Origin of the sequence: Streptomyces sp. NRRL S-337, from assembly GCF_000720175.1 — a bacterium.
Lineage (GTDB): Bacteria > Actinomycetota > Actinomycetes > Streptomycetales > Streptomycetaceae > Streptomyces > Streptomyces siderophoricus.
The window spans coordinates 1-24,236 of record NZ_JOIX01000078.1; the positions used below are offsets into that span (position 1 = coordinate 1).

At 72.3% G+C, this 24,236-nt stretch carries 26 protein-coding genes; 10 read left to right on the forward strand and 16 right to left on the reverse strand.

The window, feature by feature from the left end:
* The 4 genes from IG62_RS46720 to IG62_RS0134045 all read right to left on the reverse strand — a co-directional run.
* Positions 1-2,684, reverse strand: a 2,684-nt coding sequence (locus IG62_RS46720) for a hypothetical protein (protein ID WP_199812559.1), incomplete at its 3' end; no start/stop codon positions are given.
* 166 nt (positions 2,685-2,850) lie between these two features.
* Positions 2,851-3,330, reverse strand: a complete 480-nt coding sequence (locus tag IG62_RS0134035) for a hypothetical protein (RefSeq protein ID WP_051799004.1) — start codon at positions 3,328-3,330, stop codon at positions 2,851-2,853.
* Between the two features lie 145 nt (positions 3,331-3,475).
* Positions 3,476-3,949 (reverse strand): hypothetical protein, encoded by a 474-nt coding sequence (locus IG62_RS42610; RefSeq protein ID WP_234326859.1) that lies wholly within the window; start codon positions 3,947-3,949, stop codon positions 3,476-3,478.
* Between the two features lie 172 nt (positions 3,950-4,121).
* The gene (locus IG62_RS0134045) at positions 4,122-4,919 is read right to left on the reverse strand and encodes a maleylpyruvate isomerase family mycothiol-dependent enzyme (RefSeq protein ID WP_037839999.1); all 798 of its coding nucleotides are present in this window, start codon (positions 4,917-4,919) and stop codon (positions 4,122-4,124) included.
* A gap of 347 nt (positions 4,920-5,266) precedes the next feature.
* Between IG62_RS0134045 and IG62_RS0134050 the strand changes: the two genes are divergently transcribed.
* Entirely contained in the window at positions 5,267-5,896 is a 630-nt protein-coding gene (locus IG62_RS0134050) for a hypothetical protein (protein ID WP_037840006.1), read from the forward strand.
* A 94-nt stretch (positions 5,897-5,990) separates the two neighbouring features.
* Here the strand turns inward: IG62_RS0134050 and IG62_RS0134055 are convergent, their stop codons facing one another.
* The 5 genes from IG62_RS0134055 to nirB form a co-directional block, all read right to left on the reverse strand.
* Positions 5,991-6,923 carry an oxidoreductase gene (locus tag IG62_RS0134055; protein ID WP_030812549.1) on the reverse strand — a complete coding sequence of 311 codons (933 nt, stop codon included), beginning with the start codon at positions 6,921-6,923 and terminating at the stop codon, positions 5,991-5,993.
* A gap of 151 nt (positions 6,924-7,074) precedes the next feature.
* Positions 7,075-7,380 (reverse strand): ArsR/SmtB family transcription factor, encoded by a 306-nt coding sequence (locus tag IG62_RS0134060; RefSeq protein ID WP_030812552.1) that lies wholly within the window; start codon positions 7,378-7,380, stop codon positions 7,075-7,077.
* Between the two features lie 131 nt (positions 7,381-7,511).
* Positions 7,512-8,036, reverse strand: a complete 525-nt coding sequence (locus tag IG62_RS0134065) for an SRPBCC family protein (protein ID WP_078872422.1) — start codon at positions 8,034-8,036, stop codon at positions 7,512-7,514.
* Positions 8,037-8,139: 103 nt separating this feature from the next.
* Positions 8,140-8,589 carry a nitrite reductase small subunit NirD gene (gene nirD / locus IG62_RS0134070; protein WP_078872428.1) on the reverse strand — a complete coding sequence of 150 codons (450 nt, stop codon included), beginning with the start codon at positions 8,587-8,589 and terminating at the stop codon, positions 8,140-8,142.
* 5 nt (positions 8,590-8,594) lie between these two features.
* Positions 8,595-11,246 (reverse strand): nitrite reductase large subunit NirB, encoded by a 2,652-nt coding sequence (nirB, locus tag IG62_RS0134075; protein ID WP_030812561.1) that lies wholly within the window; start codon positions 11,244-11,246, stop codon positions 8,595-8,597.
* Positions 11,247-11,428: 182 nt separating this feature from the next.
* On the opposite strand from nirB, the gene IG62_RS42615 reads away from it, so the two are divergent.
* The 3 genes from IG62_RS42615 to IG62_RS0134090 all read left to right on the forward strand — a co-directional run bounded on the left by IG62_RS42615 (position 11,429) and on the right by IG62_RS0134090 (position 13,975).
* A complete protein-coding gene (locus IG62_RS42615) occupies positions 11,429-11,869 on the forward strand; it encodes a hypothetical protein (protein WP_158795160.1) in 441 nt (146 codons plus the stop codon).
* On the forward strand, positions 11,866-13,239 hold the full coding sequence (locus IG62_RS0134085; protein ID WP_234326860.1) for a sensor histidine kinase: 1,374 nt from the start codon (positions 11,866-11,868) through the stop codon (positions 13,237-13,239). Before IG62_RS42615 ends, IG62_RS0134085 begins: the two co-directional genes overlap by 4 nt.
* 70 nt (positions 13,240-13,309) lie before the next feature.
* The gene (locus IG62_RS0134090; RefSeq protein WP_030812569.1) at positions 13,310-13,975 is read left to right on the forward strand and encodes a response regulator; all 666 of its coding nucleotides are present in this window, start codon (positions 13,310-13,312) and stop codon (positions 13,973-13,975) included.
* On the opposite strand, the gene IG62_RS0134095 is transcribed toward IG62_RS0134090, so the two are convergent.
* From IG62_RS0134095 to IG62_RS0134115, 5 genes are all read right to left on the reverse strand, one after another.
* Positions 13,939-16,041, reverse strand: a complete 2,103-nt coding sequence (locus IG62_RS0134095; RefSeq protein WP_078872423.1) for a glycoside hydrolase — start codon at positions 16,039-16,041, stop codon at positions 13,939-13,941. The genes IG62_RS0134090 and IG62_RS0134095 overlap by 37 nt on opposite strands.
* A gap of 93 nt (positions 16,042-16,134) precedes the next feature.
* On the reverse strand, positions 16,135-16,443 hold the full coding sequence (locus tag IG62_RS0134100; RefSeq protein ID WP_030812576.1) for a hypothetical protein: 309 nt from the start codon (positions 16,441-16,443) through the stop codon (positions 16,135-16,137).
* A 22-nt stretch (positions 16,444-16,465) separates the two neighbouring features.
* Positions 16,466-17,659 (reverse strand): M20 metallopeptidase family protein, encoded by a 1,194-nt coding sequence (locus IG62_RS0134105; RefSeq protein ID WP_030812579.1) that lies wholly within the window; start codon positions 17,657-17,659, stop codon positions 16,466-16,468.
* 13 nt (positions 17,660-17,672) lie between these two features.
* Complete coding sequence (locus tag IG62_RS0134110; RefSeq protein ID WP_030812581.1) at positions 17,673-17,960, reverse strand: DUF397 domain-containing protein; 288 nt, start codon at positions 17,958-17,960, stop codon at positions 17,673-17,675.
* Positions 17,957-18,787, reverse strand: coding sequence for a helix-turn-helix domain-containing protein (locus IG62_RS0134115; RefSeq protein ID WP_030812584.1), 831 nt, complete (start codon positions 18,785-18,787; stop codon positions 17,957-17,959). Before IG62_RS0134115 ends, IG62_RS0134110 begins: the two co-directional genes overlap by 4 nt.
* 161 nt (positions 18,788-18,948) lie before the next feature.
* On the opposite strand from IG62_RS0134115, the gene IG62_RS0134120 reads away from it, so the two are divergent.
* The 4 genes from IG62_RS0134120 to IG62_RS0134135 all read left to right on the forward strand — a co-directional run bounded on the left by IG62_RS0134120 (position 18,949) and on the right by IG62_RS0134135 (position 21,165).
* A complete protein-coding gene (locus IG62_RS0134120) occupies positions 18,949-19,269 on the forward strand; it encodes a hypothetical protein (protein WP_037840010.1) in 321 nt (106 codons plus the stop codon).
* A 7-nt stretch (positions 19,270-19,276) separates the two neighbouring features.
* Entirely contained in the window at positions 19,277-19,612 is a 336-nt protein-coding gene (locus IG62_RS0134125) for a YciI family protein (RefSeq protein WP_051799008.1), read from the forward strand.
* A gap of 72 nt (positions 19,613-19,684) precedes the next feature.
* Positions 19,685-20,206: a hypothetical protein gene (locus tag IG62_RS0134130; RefSeq protein ID WP_030812593.1), complete on the forward strand. Its 522-nt coding sequence runs from the start codon at positions 19,685-19,687 to the stop codon at positions 20,204-20,206.
* 170 nt (positions 20,207-20,376) lie between these two features.
* The gene (locus IG62_RS0134135) at positions 20,377-21,165 is read left to right on the forward strand and encodes a sulfite exporter TauE/SafE family protein (protein ID WP_030812596.1); all 789 of its coding nucleotides are present in this window, start codon (positions 20,377-20,379) and stop codon (positions 21,163-21,165) included.
* Between the two features lie 27 nt (positions 21,166-21,192).
* On the opposite strand, the gene IG62_RS0134140 is transcribed toward IG62_RS0134135, so the two are convergent.
* Both IG62_RS0134140 and IG62_RS0134145 read right to left on the reverse strand, forming a co-directional pair.
* The gene (locus IG62_RS0134140; RefSeq protein ID WP_078872424.1) at positions 21,193-22,065 is read right to left on the reverse strand and encodes a class I SAM-dependent methyltransferase; all 873 of its coding nucleotides are present in this window, start codon (positions 22,063-22,065) and stop codon (positions 21,193-21,195) included.
* 78 nt (positions 22,066-22,143) lie between these two features.
* Complete coding sequence (locus IG62_RS0134145) at positions 22,144-22,512, reverse strand: cupin (protein WP_030812602.1); 369 nt, start codon at positions 22,510-22,512, stop codon at positions 22,144-22,146.
* A 337-nt stretch (positions 22,513-22,849) separates the two neighbouring features.
* Here IG62_RS0134145 and cutA point away from each other — a divergent pair, with 337 nt between their 5' ends.
* Positions 22,850-23,146 (forward strand): divalent-cation tolerance protein CutA, encoded by a 297-nt coding sequence (gene cutA / locus IG62_RS0134150; RefSeq protein WP_030812605.1) that lies wholly within the window; start codon positions 22,850-22,852, stop codon positions 23,144-23,146.
* Between the two features lies 1 nt (position 23,147).
* Positions 23,148-24,152: a trypsin-like serine peptidase gene (locus IG62_RS0134155; RefSeq protein WP_234326861.1), complete on the forward strand. Its 1,005-nt coding sequence runs from the start codon at positions 23,148-23,150 to the stop codon at positions 24,150-24,152.
* The last annotated feature ends 84 nt before the right edge of the window (positions 24,153-24,236 follow it).

A 24,236-nucleotide genomic window follows, 5' to 3' on the forward strand; every position in this document is an offset into this window, starting at 1 on the left:
GTTTCGGGGCGGGTGGGATCGTCGCGGCGCGGGCCGTCCAGGCGGGGGTTGTGCGGGGGGCGCTCGGGGCTGGGCTGTTGGGTGTGGTCCTGGACGATCTGGGAGCCGTCGGGGCGGCGGTTGTTGCCGGGCGGCGTGGAGGGGGCGTCCTGGCGGGGGCCGTCCAGACGGCTGTCGTGCGGGGGCGGCGTCTGGTCGCGGCGGGGGCCGTCGAGGCGGGGGTTGTAGGCGGGACGTTCCGGGGCGGGCCGCTGGGTGTGGTCCTGGATCGCCTGGGAACCGTCGGGGCGACGGCTGGTGGGGCGTGCGGAAGCGTTTCCGTTGCTGGGGGAGTTGGCCGGCGCCTGGTTGGCGGAGGGGGTGCCCGTGCGGGGCGGGGTGGCGCTGGGCGGGGTGCTGGTGGCGCGGGGTGCGGTGCCGGCCGTCGGAGCACCGCCCTGATGCGGGACTGCGCCCATCATCATCGGGCCGTTGGCCTGGGGGGAGTTGGGCTGGGCCTGGGGGGTGGTGGGGCTGCTGGGGGCCGAGTTGGTGGGGTCGGCGGTGTGCTGGGTGGGCGGGGGGAGGGTGGCGGTGCCTGCGGACTGGGTGGTGACGGTGGTGTCGTCGCTGCCGTCCACGGTCGGCATGGGGTCGCCGGGGGCCGGGTCGCGCTGCTGGATGGGCTGGCTGGACGGCGCGTGCTGGACCGGCGCGCCCTGCGGGGTGCTGAGGTGCGGCACGGAGGGGCGGCCGCCGGCGCCACTGCTGGAGTTGTCGCCGTTGGTGGGGTTGGTACCGGTGGCGTCGTGGGAGCCGGAACCAGAGCCGGAGTCGGGGGTGTTGTCGCCGTACGAGGGCGGGTTGCCGGCTACCGCGTCGGTGGCCGGGGCCGCGGGAGTGGGCTGGGTGCCGACGTGGTCGGTGTCCGGGCGGATTGCGTCGGGGGTGGTGTCCCGGGCGGGCTGGGTGCTGATGCCGTCGGTGTCGGGGCGGGCCGCGTCCGGGGTGGTGTCGTGCGCGGGTTGGGTGCTGATGCCGTCGGTGTCCGGGCGCGCGAAGTCGGGGGCGGTGTCCCGGGTGGGGTGAGTGCTGACGCCGTCCGTGTCGGGGCGGGCTGCCTCTGGAGTGTTGTCGTGCGTGGGCTGGGTGCTGACGCCGTCGGTGTCCGGGCGAGCCGCATCCGGGCGGGCCGCGTCCGGGGTGTTGTCGTGCGTCGGCTGGGTGCTGGTGCCGTCGGTGTCCGGGCGGGAGGTGTCCGGGCCGCCGTCGGGGGTGTGGGAGGGGGACGAGCCGTGGGAGCTGCTGTCGTTGCCGCCCGAGTAGCCCTCGTCGAAGGGGGAGCGCTGGTCCGGGGGCGGCAGCGGCTGGGACGGCGGGACGTCGTGCCTGGGCTGCGAGCCGTTCGGGGAGGAGTCGGAGCCGTCGGAGGTGTGGGAGTTACCAGAGTGAGGGGAGTTGCCCCCATCACCGGAATTACCGGAGTTACGGCCGTCACCGGAACTGTTGTCGGAGGTCGGAGTGGTGCCCGACGGGCGGGGGGTGTGGCTGCCGCCGCCATCGCTGGGGCGGTTGCCGTCCGAGCCGCCGTTGCCCGAGTCGTTGCCGCCGGTGCTGTGGGAGCCGCCCGACGAGCTGCTCGCGGAGTTGTTGCCGGAACCACCGCCGCTGGAGCTGCTGCTGGAGCCGCCGTCGTGCGAACCGCCGGAGCCCGATCCGGAGCCGGAGCCCGATCCGGAGCCGGAGCCCGATCCAGAGCCGCTGCCCGATCCAGAGCCGCTGCCAGAACCGGACCCGGATCCCGAGCCCGGTCCCGACCCCGAGCCCGACCCCGAGCCGGACCCGGAACCCGAGCCGCTCCCCGAATCGTTGGAGTGGCTGCCGCTGCCGCTGCCGCTGCCGCTATCACTGCCGCTGTCGCTGCTGCCGTGGTCGCCGTCGCCGCCGTGGCTGTTGCCGTGGCCGGCGGCGGAGTCGAGGCCGCCGCGGGCGCGGTGGCCGGCGCGGTGTCCGGCGCCGTCGCGGAGGCTCTCGCCGAGGGACTCGCCGGTGTTCTTGATCGCGTCGGTGGCGGCGCTCTGGCCCTCCTTGAGGGTCCGGCCGAGGTTGTAGCCGTTCTGCGCGCCGAAGTTCTGGTTGACGGTCTGGGCGATGATGTCCGAGACCATGGCCTCCAGGGCGGAGATCACCGGCTCCTTGGCGGCCTCCAGGATCGCGTCGAGCAGCTGCTTGGCGACCTCCTTGAGGATCTTGCGGACCATCTCGCGGGTGGCCAGGGTCGCCGCCGCGCCGCCGATTTCCGATAGGCCTAGTGTGAACGGTGCCGCGGCTTGCGCGGCGATGATTTCGGCCGCCAATATCGCCAATTGGGTGATGACGGCGATCTTCATGCCGATGACGAGTGCGGCGGCGGCCTCCAAGGTGAAGGCGATGACCTCGGCCGCTTCACGGGCGTCGTTGAAGTAGCCCGAGCCGCCGCCGAACTTGTCCCACGCCTTGCTGAAGCCCTCGATGGAGTCGCCGGCGTTCTGGCTGAGCACGTTCGACGCGGCGGTCGTGCCGGTGGCCTGGTGGCCCTCGACCTCCGAGGCGAACGTACGCCAGACATTGGCGCACTCGATCAGCTTGTCCTCGTCGGCGGTGGGCCAGTCGAAGCCGAGCATCTCGAGGACCCACTCAAGAGCGTTCGGCAGCATCATGGACAAGGTGGAGCTCCCCCGTGAAATGTGCGCATATCGGCGTGGTGCGGATGAGGGCCTCGCGGGGAGGCTCGCTCGTCAGAAGGGCGTCAGAAGGCGTCGGAAAGGCGTCGGAAGGTGGAGCCCGGCTGGGTGTGTGGTCCAGCCAGGCCGGGTGTTCCGGCTGGTGGGCTCAGTTCTTGGCCGGGTACCAGGCGGTTCTGACGACCTCGTCGGGCTGCTGCTGCTTCGTCGGGTCCTGCCAGGCCTGTTGGTTGTCGACGTGCTGCTTGATCAGCGCCTCGTTGAAGTCCTCGTTCTCCGCGTGGTTCTTGGACATATCGGTCAGTGCCTTGCCGATTTCCTGGAGCTTCGCGGAGAGGTGGCCCATCGACTCGTACATGCCGTCACGTACGCCCTCGTAGGCCACGCCGAACTTCTCGCCGAGGTCGTCGTCGCCCCATGGTGGAGCGCCGTCCTTGCTGTCGAACGTTGTCAGTCCGCTTATGAACTGCTGGCCGAACGACTTGTCCTCCGGCTTGGGTGCGTTCGAGGGGTCGGCCGGCGGGCCGGCGCCCAGCGCACTCAGGCCGTTCATCAGCCGCGCCACGGACTGGTAGAAGTCCTCGCCGAGCTTGGTGAAGTTCGTGCCCTCGGACTTGAGGGACTCCACATCGGTTTGAAAACCGCCTGCTCCGGCCACAACGCCCCCCGCGTTCGTAATGGTTACCCAATGAGATGTTCAAGGTAAAGCTTAGCGGGGCTGGCTGACACCCTGACAGTGAAGTCGCCCCCGGACAGTGATGCCGCCCCCCGCCTTACTCCCCCGACTCCTGGCGGCTACGGAGTCGGTGGTAGTACTCCTCCGCACGCTTCGGGGGGTAGTTGGGAATGTAGGTCACCTTGCCGGTGTCCTTCGCGATGATGATGTTGCTCCCACCAGGCTCCGCGGGCGGGGCGGTGGGGTCCTCCGGGAGTGGCCAGCCCAACTGGATCAGGTAGCCGAGGTCGAATTCGTGGACGAGCAGGCTGACGGGGGCGCCGGGTGAGCCGACGTCGGGGAAGAGCTGGTGGCCGATTTCCAGCGCCTCGTCCGCATTCGCCGGGACGCGCCAAGGGCCCTCGTCCGCCACCTCTGGGGGCAGCGGCGGAGGTGTGGGAGGCAGCGACCCGTTGCTCCCCGTCAGCCCGTTCCCTGCCGGGTTGCCTCCCGCCGGGCTGCTGCCCGTCAGGCCGCTTGCCGTTGGGTCGCCTACCGTCGGGCTGCCGCCCGTCTGGTCGGAATCGGTCACGTTGTTGCCTCCTGAGTGCTGATTCGGTCGACGATCCCGTCGACGATGGCCAACTTAACTCACGCGCTGATGGCCTGATCGGTTCGCCCGAGGGCGCGACGGGTCTGCATCTCCTACCCGATGCCGTCGGTTCCCACTGGTGCTGTCGGTGTGCTGACTCGAATCGGAGTGCCTACTCGAAGTTGACCAGCGACAGCCAGAACTCCAGCAGGTCCGCATCGCCGGTGACGGTGAAGGCCTCCTGGTCGGAGGAGCGGCGGCCGTAGATGAGGAGCAGGAGGTCGGTCAGCGGGGCGCTGACGGAGACGGCGGCCGGCTCCTTGGCGCGTCGCCAGGCCAGAGCTTCGCCGGTGAGGTCGACGAGCCAGTCGGCGGCGGCCTCCGGCGGGGTGTCCATGGCGTGGAAGTGAAGCGTGCGGCCGGGGGCCAGGAGGGCGCGCCGGTCGGGGTGGTAGTCGAACATCTCGGGCAGTGAGCCGAGTTCCATCCACTCGTCGAGGGCGTCGAGGGCGACCGGCTGGGTGACGGAGAAGTCGGTGTTCAGGGCGAGGGCGGCGTCGGCCCGGTGGATGACCGTCTCGTGGCACATACGGCGTGCGAAGAAGCGAGGGCTCCCGGAGGGCAGCGGGGTCCAGATCCTGGCGTCCGGGCCGGCGGTGCGGAGCGCCGCGGCGAGCAGCTCCGCACCGTCGATGAGCCAGCCGGCGAGGGCGGCGGGCGGCTCGGTGGTGTCCCGGGAGAGGACGCGCAGGGCGGTGTCGGGCGGGGGTGCGGTGGCCCGGGTCCGTACGACCTCCGCGACCCAGCGGTGGGCCTCGCCCAGGTGGCGCACCAGCTGGGCGAGGTTCCAGTCCGGGCAGGACGGTACGAGGGGGCTGAGGTCCGTGTCCTCCGTGAGGGCGGAGCCCAGCAGGAGGGACTGGGTGACGATTTCGGTGCAGTGGCTCTCGTAATCCATGGCGGGGGGCATGACGTCACCGTAGGCGGCATTACGGACAACGCCCGGCTACGACGTCACCGAGGCGTTGGGTCCTGTCGGCGGTCGTCCGACCGGGGCCGGCGGACGCCGGCGAGCGGCCTTGGCGGTCCCTTGGTGGTCCCCTTGGCGGACGACGGGGCGTTCTTCGCGAGTCCTTGACGAGTGCGCCGCAGCCCGGGAGTGGGCACTCGCCGCACGGCCGGATCCCGCGCCTCGCATGGCCGCTTTCCGGCGCCCGTGTCAACGCCACGTCATCGGCACGTCAAGGTTGGGAGCGGCCGCATCAGTGCCCTGTAAACGCCTGGGGAGGGCCCGGTGCGCCGCCCTAGCGTCGAGGCATGGGACGGCGACGGGGCCTGGGGCCCGGCTTCACGAAGGACGGGGACGGCGGGGGCGACGACGGAGGACGACGGGTCGCGTGGCGGCTGCCGGTCGCCCGGTCGGCGATCCCCCCGCCCTTGCCCGCGAACGGCACCGTTCACGACCGGACCTGGCTGCCCGAGTTGCGCGCCACGCTCTGCTGCACGGCCGGGCTGCTCGTCGTCATGTTGCTGCTCGACCTCGCCAACGGGACGCTCACGCCGTGGCGCGCCGGGTGCTGGGTGGCCGTCGCGCTGGTGCTGTTCGCGGTCCTCTTCCCGCCACGGGTGACGGCCGGGGACGGCTGGCTGAGGTCCCGTGGGCTGGTGTGCGGGCACCGGGTCGAGACCGACCGGCTCGTCGCCGTACGGCGCACCGACGGGATGGCGCCGCGGCTGGTGCTCCGTGACGCCCGGGGCGGCCGGGTCGAGCTGGATCCCAAGGTCCTCGGCGCCAACCCCGTGCTGTGGCACCGTCTCGACCAGGGCGTCCGCCGGTCCCGTGAGCGCGGACTGCTGCGCTGCGGCGCGGCGACGCTCCAGGTGCTGGCGGACCGGATCGATCAGGAGGGCGCACGGGCGGTGTTCGAGGCGTCCGGGCTGGAGTGAGTGCGCGGCCGGTCGGCGCGGGGTGGGCCGGAGTGAGCGCTCAGTGGGTCGGCACGGGGCGGCCGGAGTGAGCGCTCAGTCGGTGCTCAGGACCTCAGGACCCGCTGAAGTCGTACCGCACGCCGGTCAGTTGCTCCGAGGCGGCCCAGAGTCGCTCGCCGTTCGCGTCCTTCTTCGTCCAGGGGGCGCGGAAGGACTGCGCCGGAGCGCCGCGCAGCCCGTTGCGTGGGCCGACGAAGGAATCCGGCCGCATGTGCGGGGCGGTGGCCGCGCAGAGGGTGCCCAGCGCGCCGCCCTCCGCGGGCTGGGCGATCAGGCGGTTGCCCAGCTCGATGACCCGTTCCGCCGCGTTGCGGCCTTCCATCCGGGCGCCCGCGGTCTGCAGGTTGGTGGCCGCGTAACCGGGGTGCGAGGCGGCCGCGACGAGTGGCGAACCGGCCGCCGCGAGCCGCCGGGTCAGCTCGTGGACGAAGAGCAGATTGGCGCTCTTGGAACGGCCGTAGGCGATCCAACGCCCGTACGAGCGCTCGCTGTTGAGGTCGTCGTGATCCAGGTCGGCGAGCGCGTGCAGCATGCTGGAGACGGACACGATGCGGGCTCCCGGGGTGGCCAGCAGCCGGGGGAGCAGTAGTCCGGTGAGCGCGAAGTGGCCGAGGTGGTTGGTGCCGAACTGCATCTCGAAGCCGTCGGCGGTGGTGCGGTACGGCAGAGCCATCACGCCCGCGTTGTTGATGAGCAGGTCGAGACGGTCGCCGGTGAGGTCGTCGAGGGTGGCCGCGAAGTCCCGTACGGAGGTGAGGTCGGCGAGGTCGAGCGGCCGGAACTCCGCTTCGGCGGTGGGGACTTCGGTGCGCAGCCGGTCCAGGGCCGCCTTGCCGCGCGAGGCGCTGCGGCAGGCCAGCACCACGCGGGCGCCGCGCCGCGCCAGTTCGCGCGCGGTGATGTAGCCGATGCCGCTGTTCGCGCCCGTGACCACCGCCGAGCGGCCGGTCTGGTCGGGGATGTGGCTGGTGTTCCACCGGGTCACGCCTGCACTCCTCCCTACGGGGCCGGCGGCCGGAGGGCGTGGGGCCAGCGGCCGACGAGCCGACGGATCACCCACCCTACGCCCGAGTAGCTGGCGCGCGGCGGCGGGCCCGGGTCGCCCTACCACCTGCGGCCCTCCGGTCCTCCGGTCCTCACTCGCCCTCCGCCAGTCGCTTGATTGCGGCCAGGCGGGTGTCCCAGGCGGCGGCCAGCCGGTCCATCCAGCGGGCGGTGATCCCGAGCCGCTCCGGTACGACCCGGTAGCGCGCCTCCCGGCCCGCCCGGTGGCCGACGACCAGCCCGGCCCGGTCCAGGACGCCGAGGTGTTTGACGATGGCCTGGCGGCTGACCGGCAGCTCCGCCGCGAGGACCGTGGCGGTCGCCTCGCCGTGGTCAGCGAGGGCGTCGAGTATCCGGCGGCGGGTCGGGTCCGCCAGTGCGGCGAACACCTCCGCCACGGCGTCCCGGGGCGGTTCCCCGCCCGCCCCCTGTCGGGGCGATTCCCCGCCCGCGGCCCTGCCGTCCGCCGTCCTGCCGTCCGCGGTCCCGCCGTCCGCCGTCCCGTCGTCCGCCCCCCTCCCGTCCGTCGTCATGCCGCGAGCCGCTCCGTGTACCGCCGGACGTTCTCCATCTGGGCGGTCCAGCCCTCGGAGTGGCTCTCGTACCCGGCGGTCTTGATCCGGTCCTCGGGGATCTCGATCTCGGCGAAGCCGGTCTCCACGACGCGCAGGCGGGTGCCGCCGTCGCCCTCCGGTGTCAGGGTGAACTCGACGAGGGTGGAGTTGCCCTCGACGGCCACCTCGCCCGGGTGGGCGCTGGCCCAGCGGTACGAGAAGCGGTGCGGCGGGTCCACGGTGACGATGGTGGTCGGGAACCGGCCGTACTCGCCGTGGTCGAGGTGCATGATCCCGCCGGGGCGGAGGTCGACCGGGGTCGGTTCGCCCTGGCCGAACCACGAGCCGACGTGCTCGGGCTCGGTGAGGACCGCCCAGACCCGCTCGACGGGCGCGGCGATGCTGATCTCCCGCTCGATCCGGTTGCGGTTGCCGTTGCGGTTGCCGTCGCGGTCGTCGCCGCGTTCGTCGGTGCTGTTGCTGTTGCTGGGGGTGCTCATGGGGTGCCTCCTGGCGTTCTGGCGATGCTCCCTTGCGCTACGTGCTACCCAATGGTTGCACGTAGCGGAGGGAGGTGCAACCAGGAGGTTGCGCGAAGTGCGGTCAGTGGTTGCTGCGCACCCGCACCCCGTACACCGGAACCGACACCGACGGATCGTCGAGGCAGCCGCCCGACTCCAGGTCGAAGCGCTGCTTGAGCAGGGGCGAGGCCACGAACGGGCGGCCGTCGACGCTGCCGGTCAGACCGCGGGAGAGGACCTGGGCGCCGGTGAACGGGTCGCGGTTGTCGATCGCGTACGGCCGGCCGGCCCGGTCCGCGAAGAGTGCGGCCTGGCTGCCGTCCGGGAGGAGGGCGGCCACTCCGCGCCCCGGAGTGAGGTCCTCCGGCGTGCAGACCGGGAGCCAGTCGCCCTCCGGGCAGCGGATCTCGACGAGGGCGGCCGCCGTGCCGTCGGACGTGCTGGTGGCAGTACCGGTGGCGGTCCCGGCGGCGGTATCGACGGCGGCTTCCGGCGGAACGGGAGTCGCTTCGGGCGAAACGGTGGTGGTCATCAGGCTCATCGGGCAGAGGTCCCTTCCAGAGTGCGAACGGGCAGGGTCGGTCCGGCCAGCAGCGTCAGATCCGGCTTGACCTGGTCGCGCTCCGGGACGAAGCGGACCGACGGGTCCGGCGCCCCGGGCGCGTTGACGAACGAGACGAAGCGGCCGAGCCGTTCGGGGTCGGCGAGGGTCTCGGCCCATTCGTCGCGGTAGTGGGAGACATGGGCGGCCATCAGCGCCTCCAGTTCGTCGCACAGCCCGAGGGAGTCGTGCACGACGACGTCGCGTACGTGGTCGAGGCCGCCCTCGATCCGCTCCAGCCATGCGGAGGTGCGCTCCAGACGGTCGGCGGTGCGGATGTAGAACATCAGGAAGCGGTCGATCAGCCGGATCAGTTCCGCGTCGCTCAGGTCCTGGGCGAGCAGATCGGCGTGGCGCGGGGTGGCGCCGCCGTTCCCGCCGACGTAGAGGTTCCAGCCGCCGGCGGTGGCGATCACGCCGAAGTCCTTGCCGCGGGCCTCCGCGCACTCCCGTGCGCACCCGGAGACCGCGGACTTCAGCTTGTGCGGTGCCCGCAGCCCCCGGTAGCGCAGCTCCAGATCGATCGCCATCCGGACGGAGTCCTGCACGCCGTAGCGGCACCAGGTCTCGCCGACGCACGACTTCACGGTGCGCAGCGCCTTGCCGTACGCGTGGCCCGACTCGAAACCGGCATCCACCAGGCGCGCCCAGATGGCGGGCAGCTGGTCGACCCGGGCGCCGAAGAGGTCGATCCGCTGGCCGCCGGTGATCTTCGTGTAGAGGCCGAAGTCGCGCGCCACCTCACCGATGATGATGAGCTTCTCCGGGGTGATCTCACCGCCCGGGATGCGCGGCACGATCGAATAGGAGCCGTTGCGCTGGAGGTTGGCGAGGAAGTGGTCGTTGGTGTCCTGGAGCGCCGCCTGCTCACCGCCCAGTACGTAGCCGTCGGCGCCGACCGCCGGGGCGAGGGAGGCCAGCACCGAACCGACCGCGGGCTTGCAGATCTCGCAGCCCTCGCCGCCGCGCGCCTCCTGGCGGCCGTACGCGTCCAGCAGCTCGGCGTACGAGGTGATCCGGCGGACCCGGACGATCTCGTAGAGCTCGGCGCGGGTGTGGGGGAAGCAGCCGCACAGGCCCTGGTCCTCGGACTGCGGCAGCAGCTGGCCGATCAGCTTCACGCAACTGCCGCACCCGGTACCGGCCTTGGTGCATTGCTTGACCTCGGGAAGCGTGGCGCACGCCTGGATGGCGTCCTTGGTGACGTTGTGGCAACTACAGATCACCGCGTCGCCGGGCAGCGCGTCCGGGCCCAGTGCGGCGCCGCCGCCCTCCGCGAGACCGGCCGGCAGCACCAGCTGCTCGGGCGCCACCGGGGGCACCGTGCCGGTCAGCGGGCGCAGCGTGCCGTACGCGTCGGCGTCGCCGACCAGCACCCCGCCCAGCAGCGCGCCGTCGGCGCCGATCACCAGCTTCTTGTAGACGCCGCTGCGGGCGTCGGAGTAGACCACGTCGAGACAGCCGTCGGCGGCGCCGTGCGCGTCACCGAAGGAGGCCACGTCCACGCCGAGCAGCTTCAGCTTGGTGGACAGGTCCGCGCCGGTGAAGCCGGGGCGCTCCCCGGCGGGCTCCGCCGGCCCGTCGGCGAGGGTGGCGGTCCCGGTCAGGCGCTCGGCGAGCTCGGCGGCCGCCACCCGGGCCATGTCGTAGCCCGGCGCGACCAGCCCGTAGACCCGGCCGTCGACGGCCAGCGCGCACTCGCCGATGGCGTAGACGGCGGGGTCCTCGGTGCGGCACTGCGCGTCGATGACGATGCCGCCGCGCTCCCCGACGGGCAGCCCACAGTCCCGGGCGAGCTGGTCGCGCGGCCGGACGCCGGCCGAGAAGACGACCAGGTCGGTGTCGATCCGGGAGTCGTCCGACAGGCCCATGGCGGTCACCGCCCCGGCCCCGTCCGCGACGATCTCCTTGCCGCCGACGCCGGTGTGGACCGTGAGGCCCATCTCCTCGACGGTACGGCGCAGCGCGCGGCCGCCGCCCTCGTCGACCTGGAGCGCCATCAGCCGCGGCGCGAACTCCACGATGTGGGTGCGCAGTCCGAGCCCCTTGAGCGCACCGGCCGCCTCCAGGCCGAGCAGTCCGCCGCCGACCACCACACCGGTGCGCGCGTTCTTGGCGTACTCCTCGATGGCCAGCAGGTCGTCGAGGGTCCGGTAGACGAAGCAGCCCGCGCTGTCCTTGCCGGGCACCGGCGGGACGAACGGATACGACCCGGTGGCCAGCACCAGGGCGTCGTAGCGCACGGTCCGCCCCGAGCGGGCGGTGACCGTACGGGCGGCCCGGTCGACGGCGGTGGCCGGGTCGCCGAGGAGCAGTTCGATGCCGTGCCGGGCCAGGAAGTCGGGATCGGTCAGGCTCAGATCGTCCGCGCTGCGGCCGGCGAAGTACGAGGTCAGCTGGACCCGGTCGTAGGCCGGGCGGGTCTCCTCGCACAGGACGACCACCCGCGCCCGTGCGGTGACGCCGCGGTCGGCGAGCTCTTCCAGGAAGCGCTGGCCGACCATGCCGTGGCCTATCAGGGCGATGGTGGGGGCGGTGTCCGGTGAGGTGGCCGGTGCGGCGTCCGGGAGCGATGGAGTGGAGGTCATGGTCGTCAGCCTGCGGGGCCGCTGTTACCCGCCGGCATCTGGTCTGTTTCCCGGGCGGAACGCCTGCCTCAGTGCGGGGCTGGGGGGCGTGTGAGGGGCGGTCCCGGTTCTCGTACGGGGAGCGGCGCCTGGTGAGTACCCCTACTCATGCCGCCCTGGGGTCCGCCCGCCATCATGGGCGCATGAAGATACCGGGGACACCTACGGCGGCCGCCGCCGTGCTGCCCGTGGCCTTACCGGTCGCGGTGTGGGGGCTGCTGGGACAGGACGACTACCAGGGCGTACCGCCGTCCCGGCTGGACTATTTCGTCCGGCCCCCGGAGCTGCCACCGGGCCTGGACACCGCGCTGGGCGTGCTGGCCCTGACCGCCGTGGTGGTGAGCGCGGTGACGCTGGCCCGCGCCACCTGCCACCACGTCTTCGACCGGCGCTGGTGGCAGGTGCTGTCCCCGCTGCTGGCGGCCGGGCTGCTGGCCGGCTGGGGGTGGCGGGTGCTGACCGCCGGGACCATCGGCGCGAACATCGGGGCGGGCGTGGTCCTGATGGCCTTCGGCCCGGTGGTGGCCGCGCTGGTGCTGGCCGCCGCCGGCCGCGGGATCTGGCTCGCCCGGCACTCCGGTTGAGCACGGCCCTGCCGGGTGCCGCGGGCTCCCCGGGCCCGGTGCCGCGGGCCCGCCCCCTGCGCACCGTTCTCACCGCGCCCTTCCTCCCCCGCAGCCTCGCGGCCGTGGCCCACGCCCTGCTCGCCGCGCCGCTCGCGCTGTGCGGACTGGTCCTGGTGCCGGGCGGACTGGCGCTGGGCGCGGTGCTGTCGTGGACCGCTCTCGGGCCCTGGCTCATCGCGCTGACCGTACGCGGCGCCCTCGGCCTGGGAGCGGTCCAACTGGCGCTCGCCCGAAGCCTGTTGGGCGTGGACAGCGGACCGGCGGGGCGGCGCGTCGCGCGCGGGGCGTTCGGCTGGCGGCGGGCGCTGCTCGGCGACCCGGCCGGCTGGCGGGCCGTCGCCGCCGCGCTGCTCGCCCCGATCACCGCCCTGCTGCCGCTGCTCGCCGTCCTGGTGGGCTACGTCTACGGCCTGCTGGCGCTCGCCCACCCCGTCCTGCGCCGCTGGAACTACGTCACCCTGCGCGGCGCGGACGGCTCGGTGCGCCGGGTGTCGCTGCAGATCCACGGCGTCGAGTTCGACAGCTGGCCGCGCTGGACCCTGGTGGTCGCCGCCGGTGCGCTGCTCGTGCTGCTCGCGCCCTGGCTGGTGCGGCGGGCGGGCGCCCCGCACCGGCTGCTGCTGCGCGCCCTGCTGGGGCCGAGCGCCGCGGAGGCCCGTATCCGCACCCTGGAGGAGACTCGCGCGCACGCCGTCGACGACGCCGTGGCCACCCTCCGCCGCATCGAACGCGATCTCCACGACGGCACCCAGGCCCGGCTCGTCGGTCTGGGCATGCACCTCACCCTCATCCGCGAACTGATCACCCAGGACGCCGACCGGGACCGGCTGCTCACCGTGGTGGAGACGGCCCGGAACAACGCCACCCAGGCCGTCACCGATCTGCGCCACCTCGTACGGGGCATCCATCCGCCCGCGCTCGACCAGGGCCTTGCGACCGCCCTGGCCACCCTCACCGCGGACACCCCGCTGCCGGTCGCCCTGCACACCGCCCTCGGCCCGCGCCCCTCCCCGGCCCTGGAATCCCTCGCCTACTTCTGCGCGGCCGAACTGCTCGCCAACGCCGTCAAGCACAGCGGCGCGGCACGGGTGACGGTCGAGGCGCGGAACGAGCCCGCGGACGCCGGGCCGGAAGGCGCGGCCCTCCTGCTGACCGTACGGGACGACGGGTGCGGCGGTGCGGTGGTCGGCGCGGGCACCGGCCTGACCGGGCTGCTGGGCCGGATCCGTACCGTCGACGGCACGCTGACCTGCGACAGCCCGCCCGGTGGCCCTACGGTGATCACCGTCCGCCTTCCCTGTCCGGCAACGGGCCGGGCACCCACGTGAAGGGCACCCACATGAAGGGCACCCACGTGAAGGGCGGGCGGGGCAGACACGACGACCCGACGGGGGACCCATGCGCATCGTCATAGCCGAGGACTCCGCGATCCTGCGCGAGGGCCTGGTCCAGCTGCTGGAGCTGCGCGGGGTGACCGTCGCGGCCGCCGTCGCGGACGCCGAGGCGCTGCTCGCGGCGGTCGCCGAACACCGCCCGGACGCCGCAGTGGTGGACATCCGCCTGCCGCCCGGCCATACGGACGAGGGCCTGCGGGCGGCCGTCCGGCTCCGCCGCGACCACCCCGGTACCGGTGTGCTGATCTTCTCCCAGTACGTGGAGACCGCCTACGCCGACCGGCTGTTCGGCGCGGGCTTCGCCGGCGTCGGCTACCTCCTCAAGGAACGGGTGATGGACATCGGCGAGTTCGTGGCCGCGCTGGAACGGGTGGCGGCCGGCGGCACCGCGCTGGACCCGGACGTGGTGTCCCAGCTGTTCGGCGCGAGCCGCCGGTCCCGGGCGCTGGACGCGCTCACCCCGCGCGAGCACGAGGTGCTGGCCCTGATGGCGCAGGGCCGCACCAACCAGTCCATCGCTACCGCCCTGACCGTCTCCGAGCGGGCGGTCGAGAAGCACGTCGCCCATGTCTTCGCCAAGCTCGGCCTCCCGCCCTCGGAGACGGACCACCGCCGGGTGCTCGCGGTGCTGCGTTACTTGGAGGTCGCGGGCCCCGCCGGCGTGAGCTGAGCCGGGCACAGCCGGCGCGGCTGCGCGTCGGTGCGCAGCTTGGCGTCGACGCAGCCGCCCGGCAGCCCGTCGTGGGCCGTGCCGCCGAAGTTGGCGGTGACGGTCAGGGTGCCGTTGCCGAAGACCGTGCGCTGGACGGTGCGGTCGCCGGTCAGCCACCGGAAGGACGTCATCCGCTCGGTCCCCGCGGCCCGGTGCAACGGGGCGAAGTACCGCTGCAGCGCGGCCAGTTCACCACCGTGCTCGGTCAGCGATCGACCGTCCAGAACATAGTTGAGCGGCGTGTTGTAGAGCATCGCCAGCAGCGCCCGGGTGGTCTTCTGCGCCGGCAGCTTCTCGTACGACAGCTCCCAGCGTTCGGCGTTGACCAGCGAGCCGTGCAGCGCGGTCTCGTACAGCGGCACCCGGTACTTCGGGTCGTACATCGCCTTCGCCACCTCGGCGGGCAGCCGCACCGGCTTGAAGAACGCCTTGGGTGCGTTCTCCGGGTAGTAGTTGCCCCAGGTCGGCTTGTCACGCTCCAGCGCCCACAGGCCGTCGGCGACCGGGGTGCCCGAGCCGTGGTCGTATGCGAGCACCTCGTTGGCCCACGGCTGGGCCGATTCCGAGCCCAGCACGAAGTCCCGGGACAGGCGCCGCATCCGGGCCAGCCGGTTGGCCCGGTCGCCCGCCTTCGTCATCTCGTGTCCCGCGGCGTGGTCCCGGAAGACCTCGCCGGTCGCGTCGACGTCGAGGAAGTAGCTGTCCGCCCCGTTGGCGGTCATCGTGCGCGTACGGTCGGCGAGGTAGTGCTTCGTCGGCTCGGCCTTCTCGAAGGCGCGCGAGCTGAGGTAGCAGCCGCGGCCGCCGAAGCCGGTCTCCGGGGTGCCGTCCGCCTTTCGTATACAGAAGTCGGGATACACCCGGTCCGGCCACGCCGAGGTGGGACTGTCGGCGGTCTTCGGATCCTGTCCGTTGGCGAACGTGTCGTACGGCCCGACGAGGTAGCCCGCCTTCTTGGCGGCCCGCACCGCCGCGGCGTCCATCGGATGCGGGCCGGCGTCATACCCGAGCCACATCCGCCCCACGCCGAGCCGCTTGAGCGTCTCGACACCGGCGGCGGTCCGCGCCTCCCCCCACACATACGCATGGAACGCCCCGAGCAGCTTGGCGGTGGCCGGGTTCTGCCGGATCTTCCGCTGCAGACTGCCGAGCTTCCCGCGCTGCGCGAGGTACGCGCGGTAGTCGTCCGCCGGCGCGACCGGATCGCCGTCGGTGAGCGCGAACGAGACCTCGTAGTCCCGGGTTCCCGCACCCCCGTCGAACGCATGGGTGGCGGTGCTCCGCAACCGCCCGCCCACGGACGCGAACCGCAACGACGTCCCGATGTCCGTGGGCACGAGATAACTCACCCCGTGCCCCTGCCCGTCGCCCTTGCCCCCACCACTGCGGTCGCGGGAGCCGTCCAGCGCGTACCCCCACAGCGGCAACGCCAGATCCGCCCCCACATCGACCGTGCTCCCGGCCAGCCCGCCCTTCTCCGCCCCCGCGTTCCAGAAGGCGTCCCGCACGGGGATGTCCAGCCCTTCCCCGCGCGGCAGTTGGACGGACGAGGAGGCCCGGTCCGTCCCGGTCACCGGCCAGCTCACCGACCCGTCCCGCTCCGCCCGCAGCCGGATCCGCAGCCGCCCGTGCTCCACCCCGGCCGTCACCGCCAGCCCCTTCGCGGGATAACTCCAGCGCGCCCCGTCCGCCGTACGCGTCACCGCCCCCGGCTTCCCGAGCCCGCCCCCGGCCGCCGCCGCTGCCTCGGACAGCACCATCCGCCGCCCGTCCCCGGCGCGCGCACTCACCGCAAGCGTCCCGGTGTCCACGACGGCGGTACCCCCGGCAACGGGCAACTCCAACTTGCTCCCGTGCAGCGTCCCGGCGGCGGCACTGTCACATCCGGTCACACCGAGGGCGGTCGAGGCGAGCGCGAGGGACGCGGCGAGGACGCGAGTGGTCCGGGGGGCCCGGGAGAATCGGCGGCGACGCGGGCCGCCCGTGGGGGAGTTGACGCCCCCGGAGAATGTGAATGAGGTCATGCCCCCTGGATAGTGAGCGCCCTTAAGAGCCTTCTAAGAAGCCTTCCAAGAGGTGGCCTTCCAAGAGGCCTTCCGAAAACCGCTCACCGCGCCTCACTCCTCGCCCTGCTCCGGGTCCCCCGCGGCCCCTTCCGCCGCCTTCGAAGCCCGATCCCGCATCCACCCGAGCAGGGCCGTGCCCCCGATCACCAGCCCGATGGCGATGAACCGGCTCGCGCGGTAGTAGCCCATCGCCTGCACCTGCGCGTCCCCGGGCGGCCGCAGAAACGACCACACGGCCCACGCCACCCCACCCACGATCAGCACCACGGCCCCGATCGGCCCCAGCCCCGCCCACCAGGGGCTGGAGTCGTAGACCTGGTCTTCGGGGCGGTGCGGGGTGTCGCGTGGGGTGGGCGTCATGCGGAAGCTCTCCGTACGGGTGTCAGCTGGCCGAGGCCAGGCGGCGGGCCGCCAGTTCGGCGTAGACGGCGGCGCCGTCCGCCAGTACGGCGTCGTCGAACTCGGCGAGCGGCGAGTGGTTGTTGGGGCTGCGTTCCGGATCGGCGCCGCGGGGCGGGGCGCCGAGGAAGAGCATGGCGCCGGGGACCTCGGCGAGCACGCGGGAGAAGTCCTCCGAGCCCTGGAGCGGCTGCGCCTGCGGCACGTAGCGCTCCTCGCCCAGTGCCTCGCGGATCGCGCCCGCCGCGAAGTCCGCCTCCGTGTGGTCGTTGACGGTGACGGGGTACATCTCCACGAACTCCGCGTCCACGGCCACCCCGTAGGCCGCCGCGATGCCCCGGCACACCTCCACCGTGCCGTCCTTGACGCGGGCCTGCGCCGCGTCCGAGAAGCTGCGCACCGTCGCCTCGAAGACGGCGGTGTCCGGGATGACGTTCTGCTTCGTACCGGCGTGGAACGTGCCCACCGTCAGAATCACCGGGTCGAAGACGTCGAAGGTGCGGGTGATCCACGCCTGCAGCGCGGTCACCATCGCGCAGCCCGCCTGCACCGGGTCCTTGGCGCGGTGCGGCATCGATCCGTGCCCGCCCTCCCCGCGCACCGTCACCCGCAACGTGTTGGACGCGGCCATCGCCGTCCCGCCACGGGTCCGGAACACGCCGCTGGGCAGCCCCGCCGACAGCACATGGATCGCGTACGCCGCCGCCGGCCGCTGCCCGGTCGCGTCCAGCAACCCCTCGGCGAGCATGTGCCGCGCCCCGTCGTAGCCCTCCTCGCCCGGCTGGAACATGAAGAGGACGTCCCCCGCGAGCCGGTCGCGGTGCGCGCTGAGCAGCTTCGCGGCGCCGGTGAGCATGGTGGTGTGGAGATCATGGCCGCAGGCGTGCATCCGGCCGTTGTCGGCGGCGAAGTCCAGCCCGGTCCGCTCGGCGACCGGCAGCGCGTCCATGTCCCCGCGCAGCAGCACGGTGGGCCCCGGCCGTCCCCCACGCAACACCGCCGTCACCGAACTGAGCCCGTCCCCGGTACCGACCTCCAACGGCAGCCCGTCGAGCGCGGCCAGCACGGTCTCCTGCGTACGGGGGAGTTCGAGCCCGGTCTCCGGGATGCGGTGCAGCGTACGGCGGAGCTGGATGAGGTCGTCGGACAGCGCCCGGGCGTCGTCGCGGAGGTTCATGGGCTCGTTCCCTTCAGGCGCCGAACTCGCCTTGTTTGACGGCGGAGATGAACGTGGCCCAGTCGGTGGCGGGGAAGAGGAGGGCGGGGCCGTCGGGGTTCTTGCTGTCGCGGACGGGGATGAGGCCGTGGGGGTGGGTGAGGGTGCGGCTGAATTCGATGCACTCCCCCCCGTTGCCTTCGCTGTAGGACGACTTGGTCCAGGCGAAGTCTCGGGTGAACTCGACGCAGTCACCGCCGTTGGCATCGCTGTAGGACGACTTGATCCACTCGGCCCCCACGAGATTCAAGTCGGCACTCATGCGCGGTACTCCTCCAACAGAGTCTTGATCAGAGCCCCTGATTGATCGGGGGACAACGCGTGCGCCCTGAGGAGATCATAGTCGTCCAGGGCAGCATCGACCGTTTGTGCGGAGTCGTGCATCCTGCCTCCTACCCGGGTCTCCGTGTACAGCACCGCCCGGGAGTCCGTGAATCGCAGCACAGTGAAGGGCCTTGTGGACGCGGCAGGGGCACCTGCTGAGAAGGGTATGACCTGAAGTTTGATGCGTGGTGAAGCGGCTGCCCTCAGCAGGTAATCAAGCTGTCCGGCCATGATCTCGGCGCCCCCTACGACCGTTCGCAGACAGGCCTCATGCACGATGGTCCACAGGAACGGCGGGTTGTCCCGCTCGAAGACCTCACGCCGACGCAATCGCGCGGCCACCTTGCCCTCGATTGCCTCGTCTTCTTCGTGGCCGAAGTACGAGCGGAAGATGGCTCGCGCGTAGCCCTCCGTCTGCAGGAGGCCCTTCACCACGTTCGTCGAGTAGTCCAGTATCCGCGAGGCTTTCCCCTCCAGGTGCGCGTACGGCACGAACCAACTCGGGTGGTCCCCTTCCTCGATCCGCTGCAGCAACCCCGCGAATAACTCGCCCGTGCCGAATACCGTGTCGCAGCCCTTGGCGAACTTCATGCTCGGCCTGGGCAGCAGCGTCCCGGACTCGACCTTGCTGACATAGCCGTTGGTGTAGCCCGTGGCGTTGGCCAGATGCTTCTGCGTGAGCTTTCGGGCCAGCCGTACCTGTCTGACGTCACGGCCGAAGCGCTGGAGCGGATTCAAATGCTCGGGCGGCGTCGTCTCGTCCAACGCTGTGACCTCTCATCATGCGGGCGTACGTGGGCATCGCGGCAGGTCTCGATGTTGAACGCTGCTGGTTCAACCGCTGCGATCCTATTGCCCGTTGCGTTGCCAGCGTGACCGAATTGCTACATCCGGTTACCTCGTAACGGAGCCCCAGGAGGCTGCTCATGACGGACGACACCCCCACCTCCCCCACCACCTCCACCCCCCGACTCCTCCCCTGGACGAGCCCCGACGGGAAGCCCTGCCTGCTCCTCGGGGACGGCGACGGCTTCATCTCGCGGCTCGCCGACGACATCGAGGCCGAGCAGCTCTGCTACACCGCCGAGTTGCGCAAAGAGGCGCGGCGGATGCTCGACGGGCGGAGCTGGACGACCGGGGAGCTTCAGCTGCTGACCGTGGAGCTGACGGAGGCGCTCGACGCGGTGCAGCGGATCGCGGAGAGCCGGGGTGAGCGGCTGGTTCTTAACCAGCGGTCAGGCCACTGATCGTGGAATGCCGTCGCTGGAGTACTTGGCACTCGGCTACGGTCCCGCCATGTTCGTTGTCACAGTGACCTATACGGCGCCCCTGGCGGAAGTGGACCCGTGGAGACCGGCCCACGGCGACTGGCTGAACGACCTCATTTCACGGCGGCTGCTGCTGGCAGTCGGTCGCCAAGTGCCTTTGGTGGGTGGTGTCTACCTGGCTGCCAAGATGCCTGTCGAGGACCTCGACCGGATCCTCGCCACCGATCCGTACGTGCTCAACGGCGTTGCCTCGCACAGCGTGGTCGAGTTCGAACCCTTGCTGGTCGCGTCCGGTCTGGAGGACCTCAAGCGCGAGGGGTGAGCGCTCCCTCGGCAGCAGGGGCTCCAGCACCACCACACGCACATCGAGGCACACCGAGGGGTGCCGAGGCACATGGGGGACGACATGCACAGCTTCTACGTGTTCGAGGGCTCGCTCTGGCAGGGCGGCGGTGGTTGGGAGCACCTTGAGGTGTGCAGCGACCTCGAAGAGCTCGACGCCTCGGTCGCCTACTACGTGCGTACGGGTTCGTGGGCGGCCGGCGATGCGTTCGTGGTCAGGGTGTACCAGCGCGGGGAGCTCCTGGCGGAACGGGAGCTGGGCCCGTTCGTGACGGTGAAGGTCCCCGGGCTGACGGCGATGCGGTCCGCGGAGGACCTGCGGACGAGCGGCGGCGTACCGGAGCCCGGTGGGCGGTACGACGGCATGGACGACGACGCGATCTGGGAGTCCCTGCCCCAGGACATGTACGAGATCGCGGCGGAATCCCCCGAGCGCATCCACGTGAGCGTCGACCGGGACGGCCTTGCCCTGCCGGCGCTGGTCCCTCCCGTGCTGCCGCCGGGGGTCGGCGTCGTGATCGACGGGCGCGAGTTGGCATACGGCCGCAACTCGACACTGGACGGCTGCCTCTGAACCGGTCGGCGTCCGCCCCTGCCGCCCCGGCGGATGCCCACCCCTGCCGTCCCGGCGGATGCCCACCCCTCCCGTCCCGGCGGATGCCCACCCCTCCCGTCCCGGCGGTCTTCGTCACAGCGCCCGTAATTCCGGAGCCCGGTCCGCGGCCCGCTTCTTAAGATCAGCCGGTGCCCGCTGACATATCGCTCTTCGCCCTGACCCTGCTCTGCCTGGCCGCGCTCGCGGCGGGATGGATCGACGCCGTGGTGGGCGGTGGCGGGCTGTTGCTGCTCCCGGCCCTGCTGGTCGGTCTTCCGCACACGCCCGCCGCGTACGTCCTCGGCACCAACAAGTCCACCGCCATCGTGGGCACGACGGCGGCCGCGGTCACGTACGTGCGCAAGGCGCCGATCGATCTGCGGACCGCGCTGCGGATCGGGCTGGCGGCGGTGGCCGGCTCGCTGGGCGGGGCGTTCTTCGCGGCCGGGATCAACAGTGAGGTGCTGCGCCCGCTGATCATGGCGGTCCTGCTGGGCGTGCTCGCCTTCGTCCTCTTCCGCCCGGCCTTCGGGACCGCACCGGCGCCGTCCGGACCGGTCTCCCGGCGGCGGGTGCTCGCCGCGGTCCTCGTCGCCGGTCTGGGCATCGGTTTCTACGACGGCCTGATCGGGCCGGGGACCGGCGCGTTCCTGGTCGTCGCGCTCGCCGCGGTGCTGCACATGGACCTGGTGACCTCGTCCGCCACGGCCAAGGTCGTGAACGTCTGCACCAACGTCGGCGCGCTGACGATGTTCGCCGTCCAGGGCACCGTGCTGTGGCAACTCGGCGCGCTGCTGGCGCTGTTCAACCTCGTGGGCGGCCTGGTGGGTGCCCGGATGGCGCTCAAGCGCGGGGCCGGGTTCGTTCGCGGGGTGCTGGTGGTCGTGGTCGTCGCCCTGCTGTGCAAGCTGGCGTACGACCAGTGGATCGCGGTCTGAGGGACGCGAGGCGGGGCGAAGGGCGGCTCAGAACCGGCAGTGGTACAGCCGCCAGGTGTCCCGTACCGCCGGCACCTTGGCCACGGCCCGGGCGGCCAGCCGGGAGGCGGGCGGCAGTTGCTCGATCCCCGGGAGCTCCAGTGCGCTGACGTCCTCGACGATCCGCAGGCGCGGGCTGACGGCGGCGATCCCCGCGCGGTCGGTGCCCCAGCGCACCCGGGCCCCGGCCTTCCGGAGCACGCGGCTGAGCCGCTGGGTGCGGATGGCGAAGCTGCTGAAGGCGTCGAAGGCGGCGGCGCCGTGCGGCGCGTGGACGATCAGCCGCCGCAGCAGCGCGGTGGCGTCCGCCTCGGTGAGGTACATCAGCAGCCCCTCGGCGACGATCATCAGCGGCCGGTCCGCGGGCACCTGGGCGACCCACGCCGGGTCGGTCACCGACGACGGGACGGCCGTGTAGTCGGCCGCCGGCTCCGGGAACAGCTGCCGGCGCAGGTCGATGACCTCGGGGTAGTCGACGTCGAACCAGCGCACTCGGGGGCCCGGGTCCAGCCGGTGGACGCGGGTGTCGAGGCCGCAGCCCAGATGCACCACCACCGCGTCGTCGTACCGGTCCAGGAACTCCGCCGTCCAGCGGTCCAACTGCCGCGCGCGCAGGGCCACCGTGACGGCATCGCCGGCGCTCAGCCGCATCGCGCGGAAGTCGTAGTCGATCCGGCGGACGGTGTCCAGGGCCATGGTGTCGCCGAGGATCGGGTCGGGGGAGAGGCAGTCGACCGCCCGGGCGTAGAGCGTGGGAAGCAGGGTCTCCTTCTCGCCGGTCAGCCGCACCTTGACGCCCGCCTCGCCGCTGCCGCGGGGGCCGTTGCCGGCGGGGCCGTCACCGGGCCTGGAACTCGTCATGCTCCTCAAGCTACATAAGATTCAGAAGAACGTGAAGGCACCGCGGCCTTCCAGCCCCGCGCCGCCCCGCCGTCTCCGCTACCCCCGCGCCGCCCCCGCCGTCTCCGCACCGCGGACGTCCTCGCCCTTGAACTCCGTGACGGACGTCAGCAGCACCGCCGACTCCTCGACGGCCTCCAGTCCGTGCCGCGCCTGGGGGAGCACGGCGATCTGACCCGCTTTCAGTTCGGTGCCGTTGCCCGGCCCGGTCAGCCGGACCCGCCCCTTGAGGACCTGCAGGCTCGCCGCCGGTGGCGCCTGGTGCTCGTCCAGCGAGGCCCCGGCGATCAGCGCGATCACGGTCTGCCGGAGCGGACCGTCGTGGACGAAGAGATGGGCGCTGCGCCCGTGCGCGGAGGCCCTGGCGTCGTCGAGCAGCTGGCGGGTGAGTGCGTCGAGGTCGTGCATGGTGCTGGCCTTTCGATGCGTGCCGGCGGCTGGCTCCCTTCCATCGTTGCCGCTGTACCAGCGGATGCAACCGGGGAACAACCGGGGAATACGGCCGCGTGCGTCCGGGTGCGTGCCCCTGCGGGGGGCGGCCCGTCAGCTGAGGGATGATCATCCCGGTCCGTACGATGCGGGGAGCGTCCGTTTGTCCCCCACCGGGTGCCCACCACGTGCCCCCGCCATGCCCCCCACCATGAAGGATGCCACCGTGGCCGATCCCATCGACCCGACCTCCCGCCCGGGCGACCCCACCTCCCGCCCGGGCGAACCGCCCGTATCCACCGAGTTCCTGACCGTCATGACCACCACGGACAGCGAGGAGACGGCCGAGCGCCTGGCCCGCGGCGCGATCGAGGGCCGGCTCGCCGCCTGTGCCCAGGTCGGCGCCCCGGTGACCTCGGTCTACCGCTGGAACGACGCGGTGGAGACCGCGCGGGAATGGCAGGTCTTGTTCAAGACGTCGCAGGTGCGCTACCCGGAGCTGGAGCGGTACCTCCTTCAGACGCACGACTACGACACCCCCGAGATCATCGCCACCCCGATCACCCGCGGCGGGGCCGGCTATCTGTCCTGGGTCGCAGAGGAGACGAGCTGACGTGGCGCGACACGCGAGGCGGCGGACCCCGGGCCCGCTGCGCACCCCCCTGCTGACCCGCGGCGGCAAGGCCGTGACGACGGCCCTCGGCATGGCGTTCTGCCTGGCCGCGGCACCGGCCGTGCACGCGGCCGAGAGCGCCCGGGGCAGCGCCGCCGCCGGTGACCGGCCGACCCGGGCCCCCGACGCGCCCTGGACCAGCCGGGACGCCGCCGCCTACTGGACGCCAGAGCGGATGGCCGCCGCCGCACCGGCCGCGAAGGCCACAGGGGCGAGCAAGTCCTCCCCGGCCGCAAGACCGTCCGGTGCCGCCGCCCGACTCCCCGCCACCGCCCGGCACTTCGACGGCATCCCGACCGTCGGCGTGCTGTTCTCGGTGGACGGTGACGCCCGGGCCCACCACTGCACCGCCAGCGTCGTGCACAGCCCGCACCGCAACCTGATCCTCACCGCGGGGCACTGCAACCCGGGCGACCGTGCCGCGTTCGTCCCGCAGTATCGTTCCGGCGCGCAGACCCAGCCGCACGGGGTGTGGGCGATCGACGAGTCCTTCGCCTACCCGGACCGCGGCACCACCGGCGACAAGTCCGACCTCGACTTCGCCTTCGCCACCGTCGAGGCGGACGCGGACGGCCGCGCCCTGGAGGACGTCACCGGCGGCAACATCCTCGCCCCGACGCCCGGTTACACCAACGACGTCACCGTCGTCGGCTACCCCAACGTCCGCAACGACCCGGAGGACCGGGCGGTGCGCTGCGCCACCCAAACCTCCCGGCTCGCCGGCACCGACCAACTCCGCATGGAGTGCGGTGGTTTCTACGGCGGCACCTCGGGCAGCCCCTGGCTCACCGGCTTCGACGAGCGGACCGGGACCGGCCGGATCATCGGGCTGATCGGCGGTCTCAACGGCGGCGGCCCCAAGGGCCCGAACAGCGACCGGGTCTCCTACAGCCCGTACTTCGGGGCGAAGATCCTCAGCCTGTACGCCCGCGCGACCAAGGCCTGAGACCGGGACAGGGGTCAGAGGCGGAGGCGCGCGCCGCTCGGCGCAGCGCCTCCGTCACGCCTCAGCGCAGTGCCTCAGCCAGCG

Bases quoted from the DNA above. Each gene is read 5' to 3' on its own strand.
- IG62_RS0134045 (WP_037839999.1), bottom strand. From the start codon at position 4,919: ATGCCCCCCGCCATGGATTACGAGAGCCACTGCACCGAAATCGTCACC.
- IG62_RS0134050 (WP_037840006.1), top strand. From the start codon at position 5,267: ATGGGACGGCGACGGGGCCTGGGGCCCGGCTTCACGAAGGACGGGGAC.
- IG62_RS0134065 (WP_078872422.1), bottom strand. From the start codon at position 8,036: ATGAGCACCCCCAGCAACAGCAACAGCACCGACGAACGCGGCGACGAC.
- nirD (WP_078872428.1), bottom strand. From the start codon at position 8,589: ATGACCACCACCGTTTCGCCCGAAGCGACTCCCGTTCCGCCGGAAGCC.
- nirB (WP_030812561.1), bottom strand. From the start codon at position 11,246: ATGACCTCCACTCCATCGCTCCCGGACGCCGCACCGGCCACCTCACCG.
- IG62_RS42615 (WP_158795160.1), top strand. From the start codon at position 11,429: ATGAAGATACCGGGGACACCTACGGCGGCCGCCGCCGTGCTGCCCGTG.
- IG62_RS0134090 (WP_030812569.1), top strand. From the start codon at position 13,310: ATGCGCATCGTCATAGCCGAGGACTCCGCGATCCTGCGCGAGGGCCTG.
- IG62_RS0134095 (WP_078872423.1), bottom strand. From the start codon at position 16,041: ATGACCTCATTCACATTCTCCGGGGGCGTCAACTCCCCCACGGGCGGC.
- IG62_RS0134100 (WP_030812576.1), bottom strand. From the start codon at position 16,443: ATGACGCCCACCCCACGCGACACCCCGCACCGCCCCGAAGACCAGGTC.
- IG62_RS0134105 (WP_030812579.1), bottom strand. From the start codon at position 17,659: ATGAACCTCCGCGACGACGCCCGGGCGCTGTCCGACGACCTCATCCAG.
- IG62_RS0134110 (WP_030812581.1), bottom strand. From the start codon at position 17,960: ATGAGTGCCGACTTGAATCTCGTGGGGGCCGAGTGGATCAAGTCGTCC.
- IG62_RS0134120 (WP_037840010.1), top strand. From the start codon at position 18,949: ATGACGGACGACACCCCCACCTCCCCCACCACCTCCACCCCCCGACTC.
- IG62_RS0134125 (WP_051799008.1), top strand. From the start codon at position 19,277: ATGCCGTCGCTGGAGTACTTGGCACTCGGCTACGGTCCCGCCATGTTC.
- IG62_RS0134130 (WP_030812593.1), top strand. From the start codon at position 19,685: ATGGGGGACGACATGCACAGCTTCTACGTGTTCGAGGGCTCGCTCTGG.
- IG62_RS0134140 (WP_078872424.1), bottom strand. From the start codon at position 22,065: ATGACGAGTTCCAGGCCCGGTGACGGCCCCGCCGGCAACGGCCCCCGC.
- IG62_RS0134145 (WP_030812602.1), bottom strand. From the start codon at position 22,512: ATGCACGACCTCGACGCACTCACCCGCCAGCTGCTCGACGACGCCAGG.
- cutA (WP_030812605.1), top strand. From the start codon at position 22,850: ATGACCACCACGGACAGCGAGGAGACGGCCGAGCGCCTGGCCCGCGGC.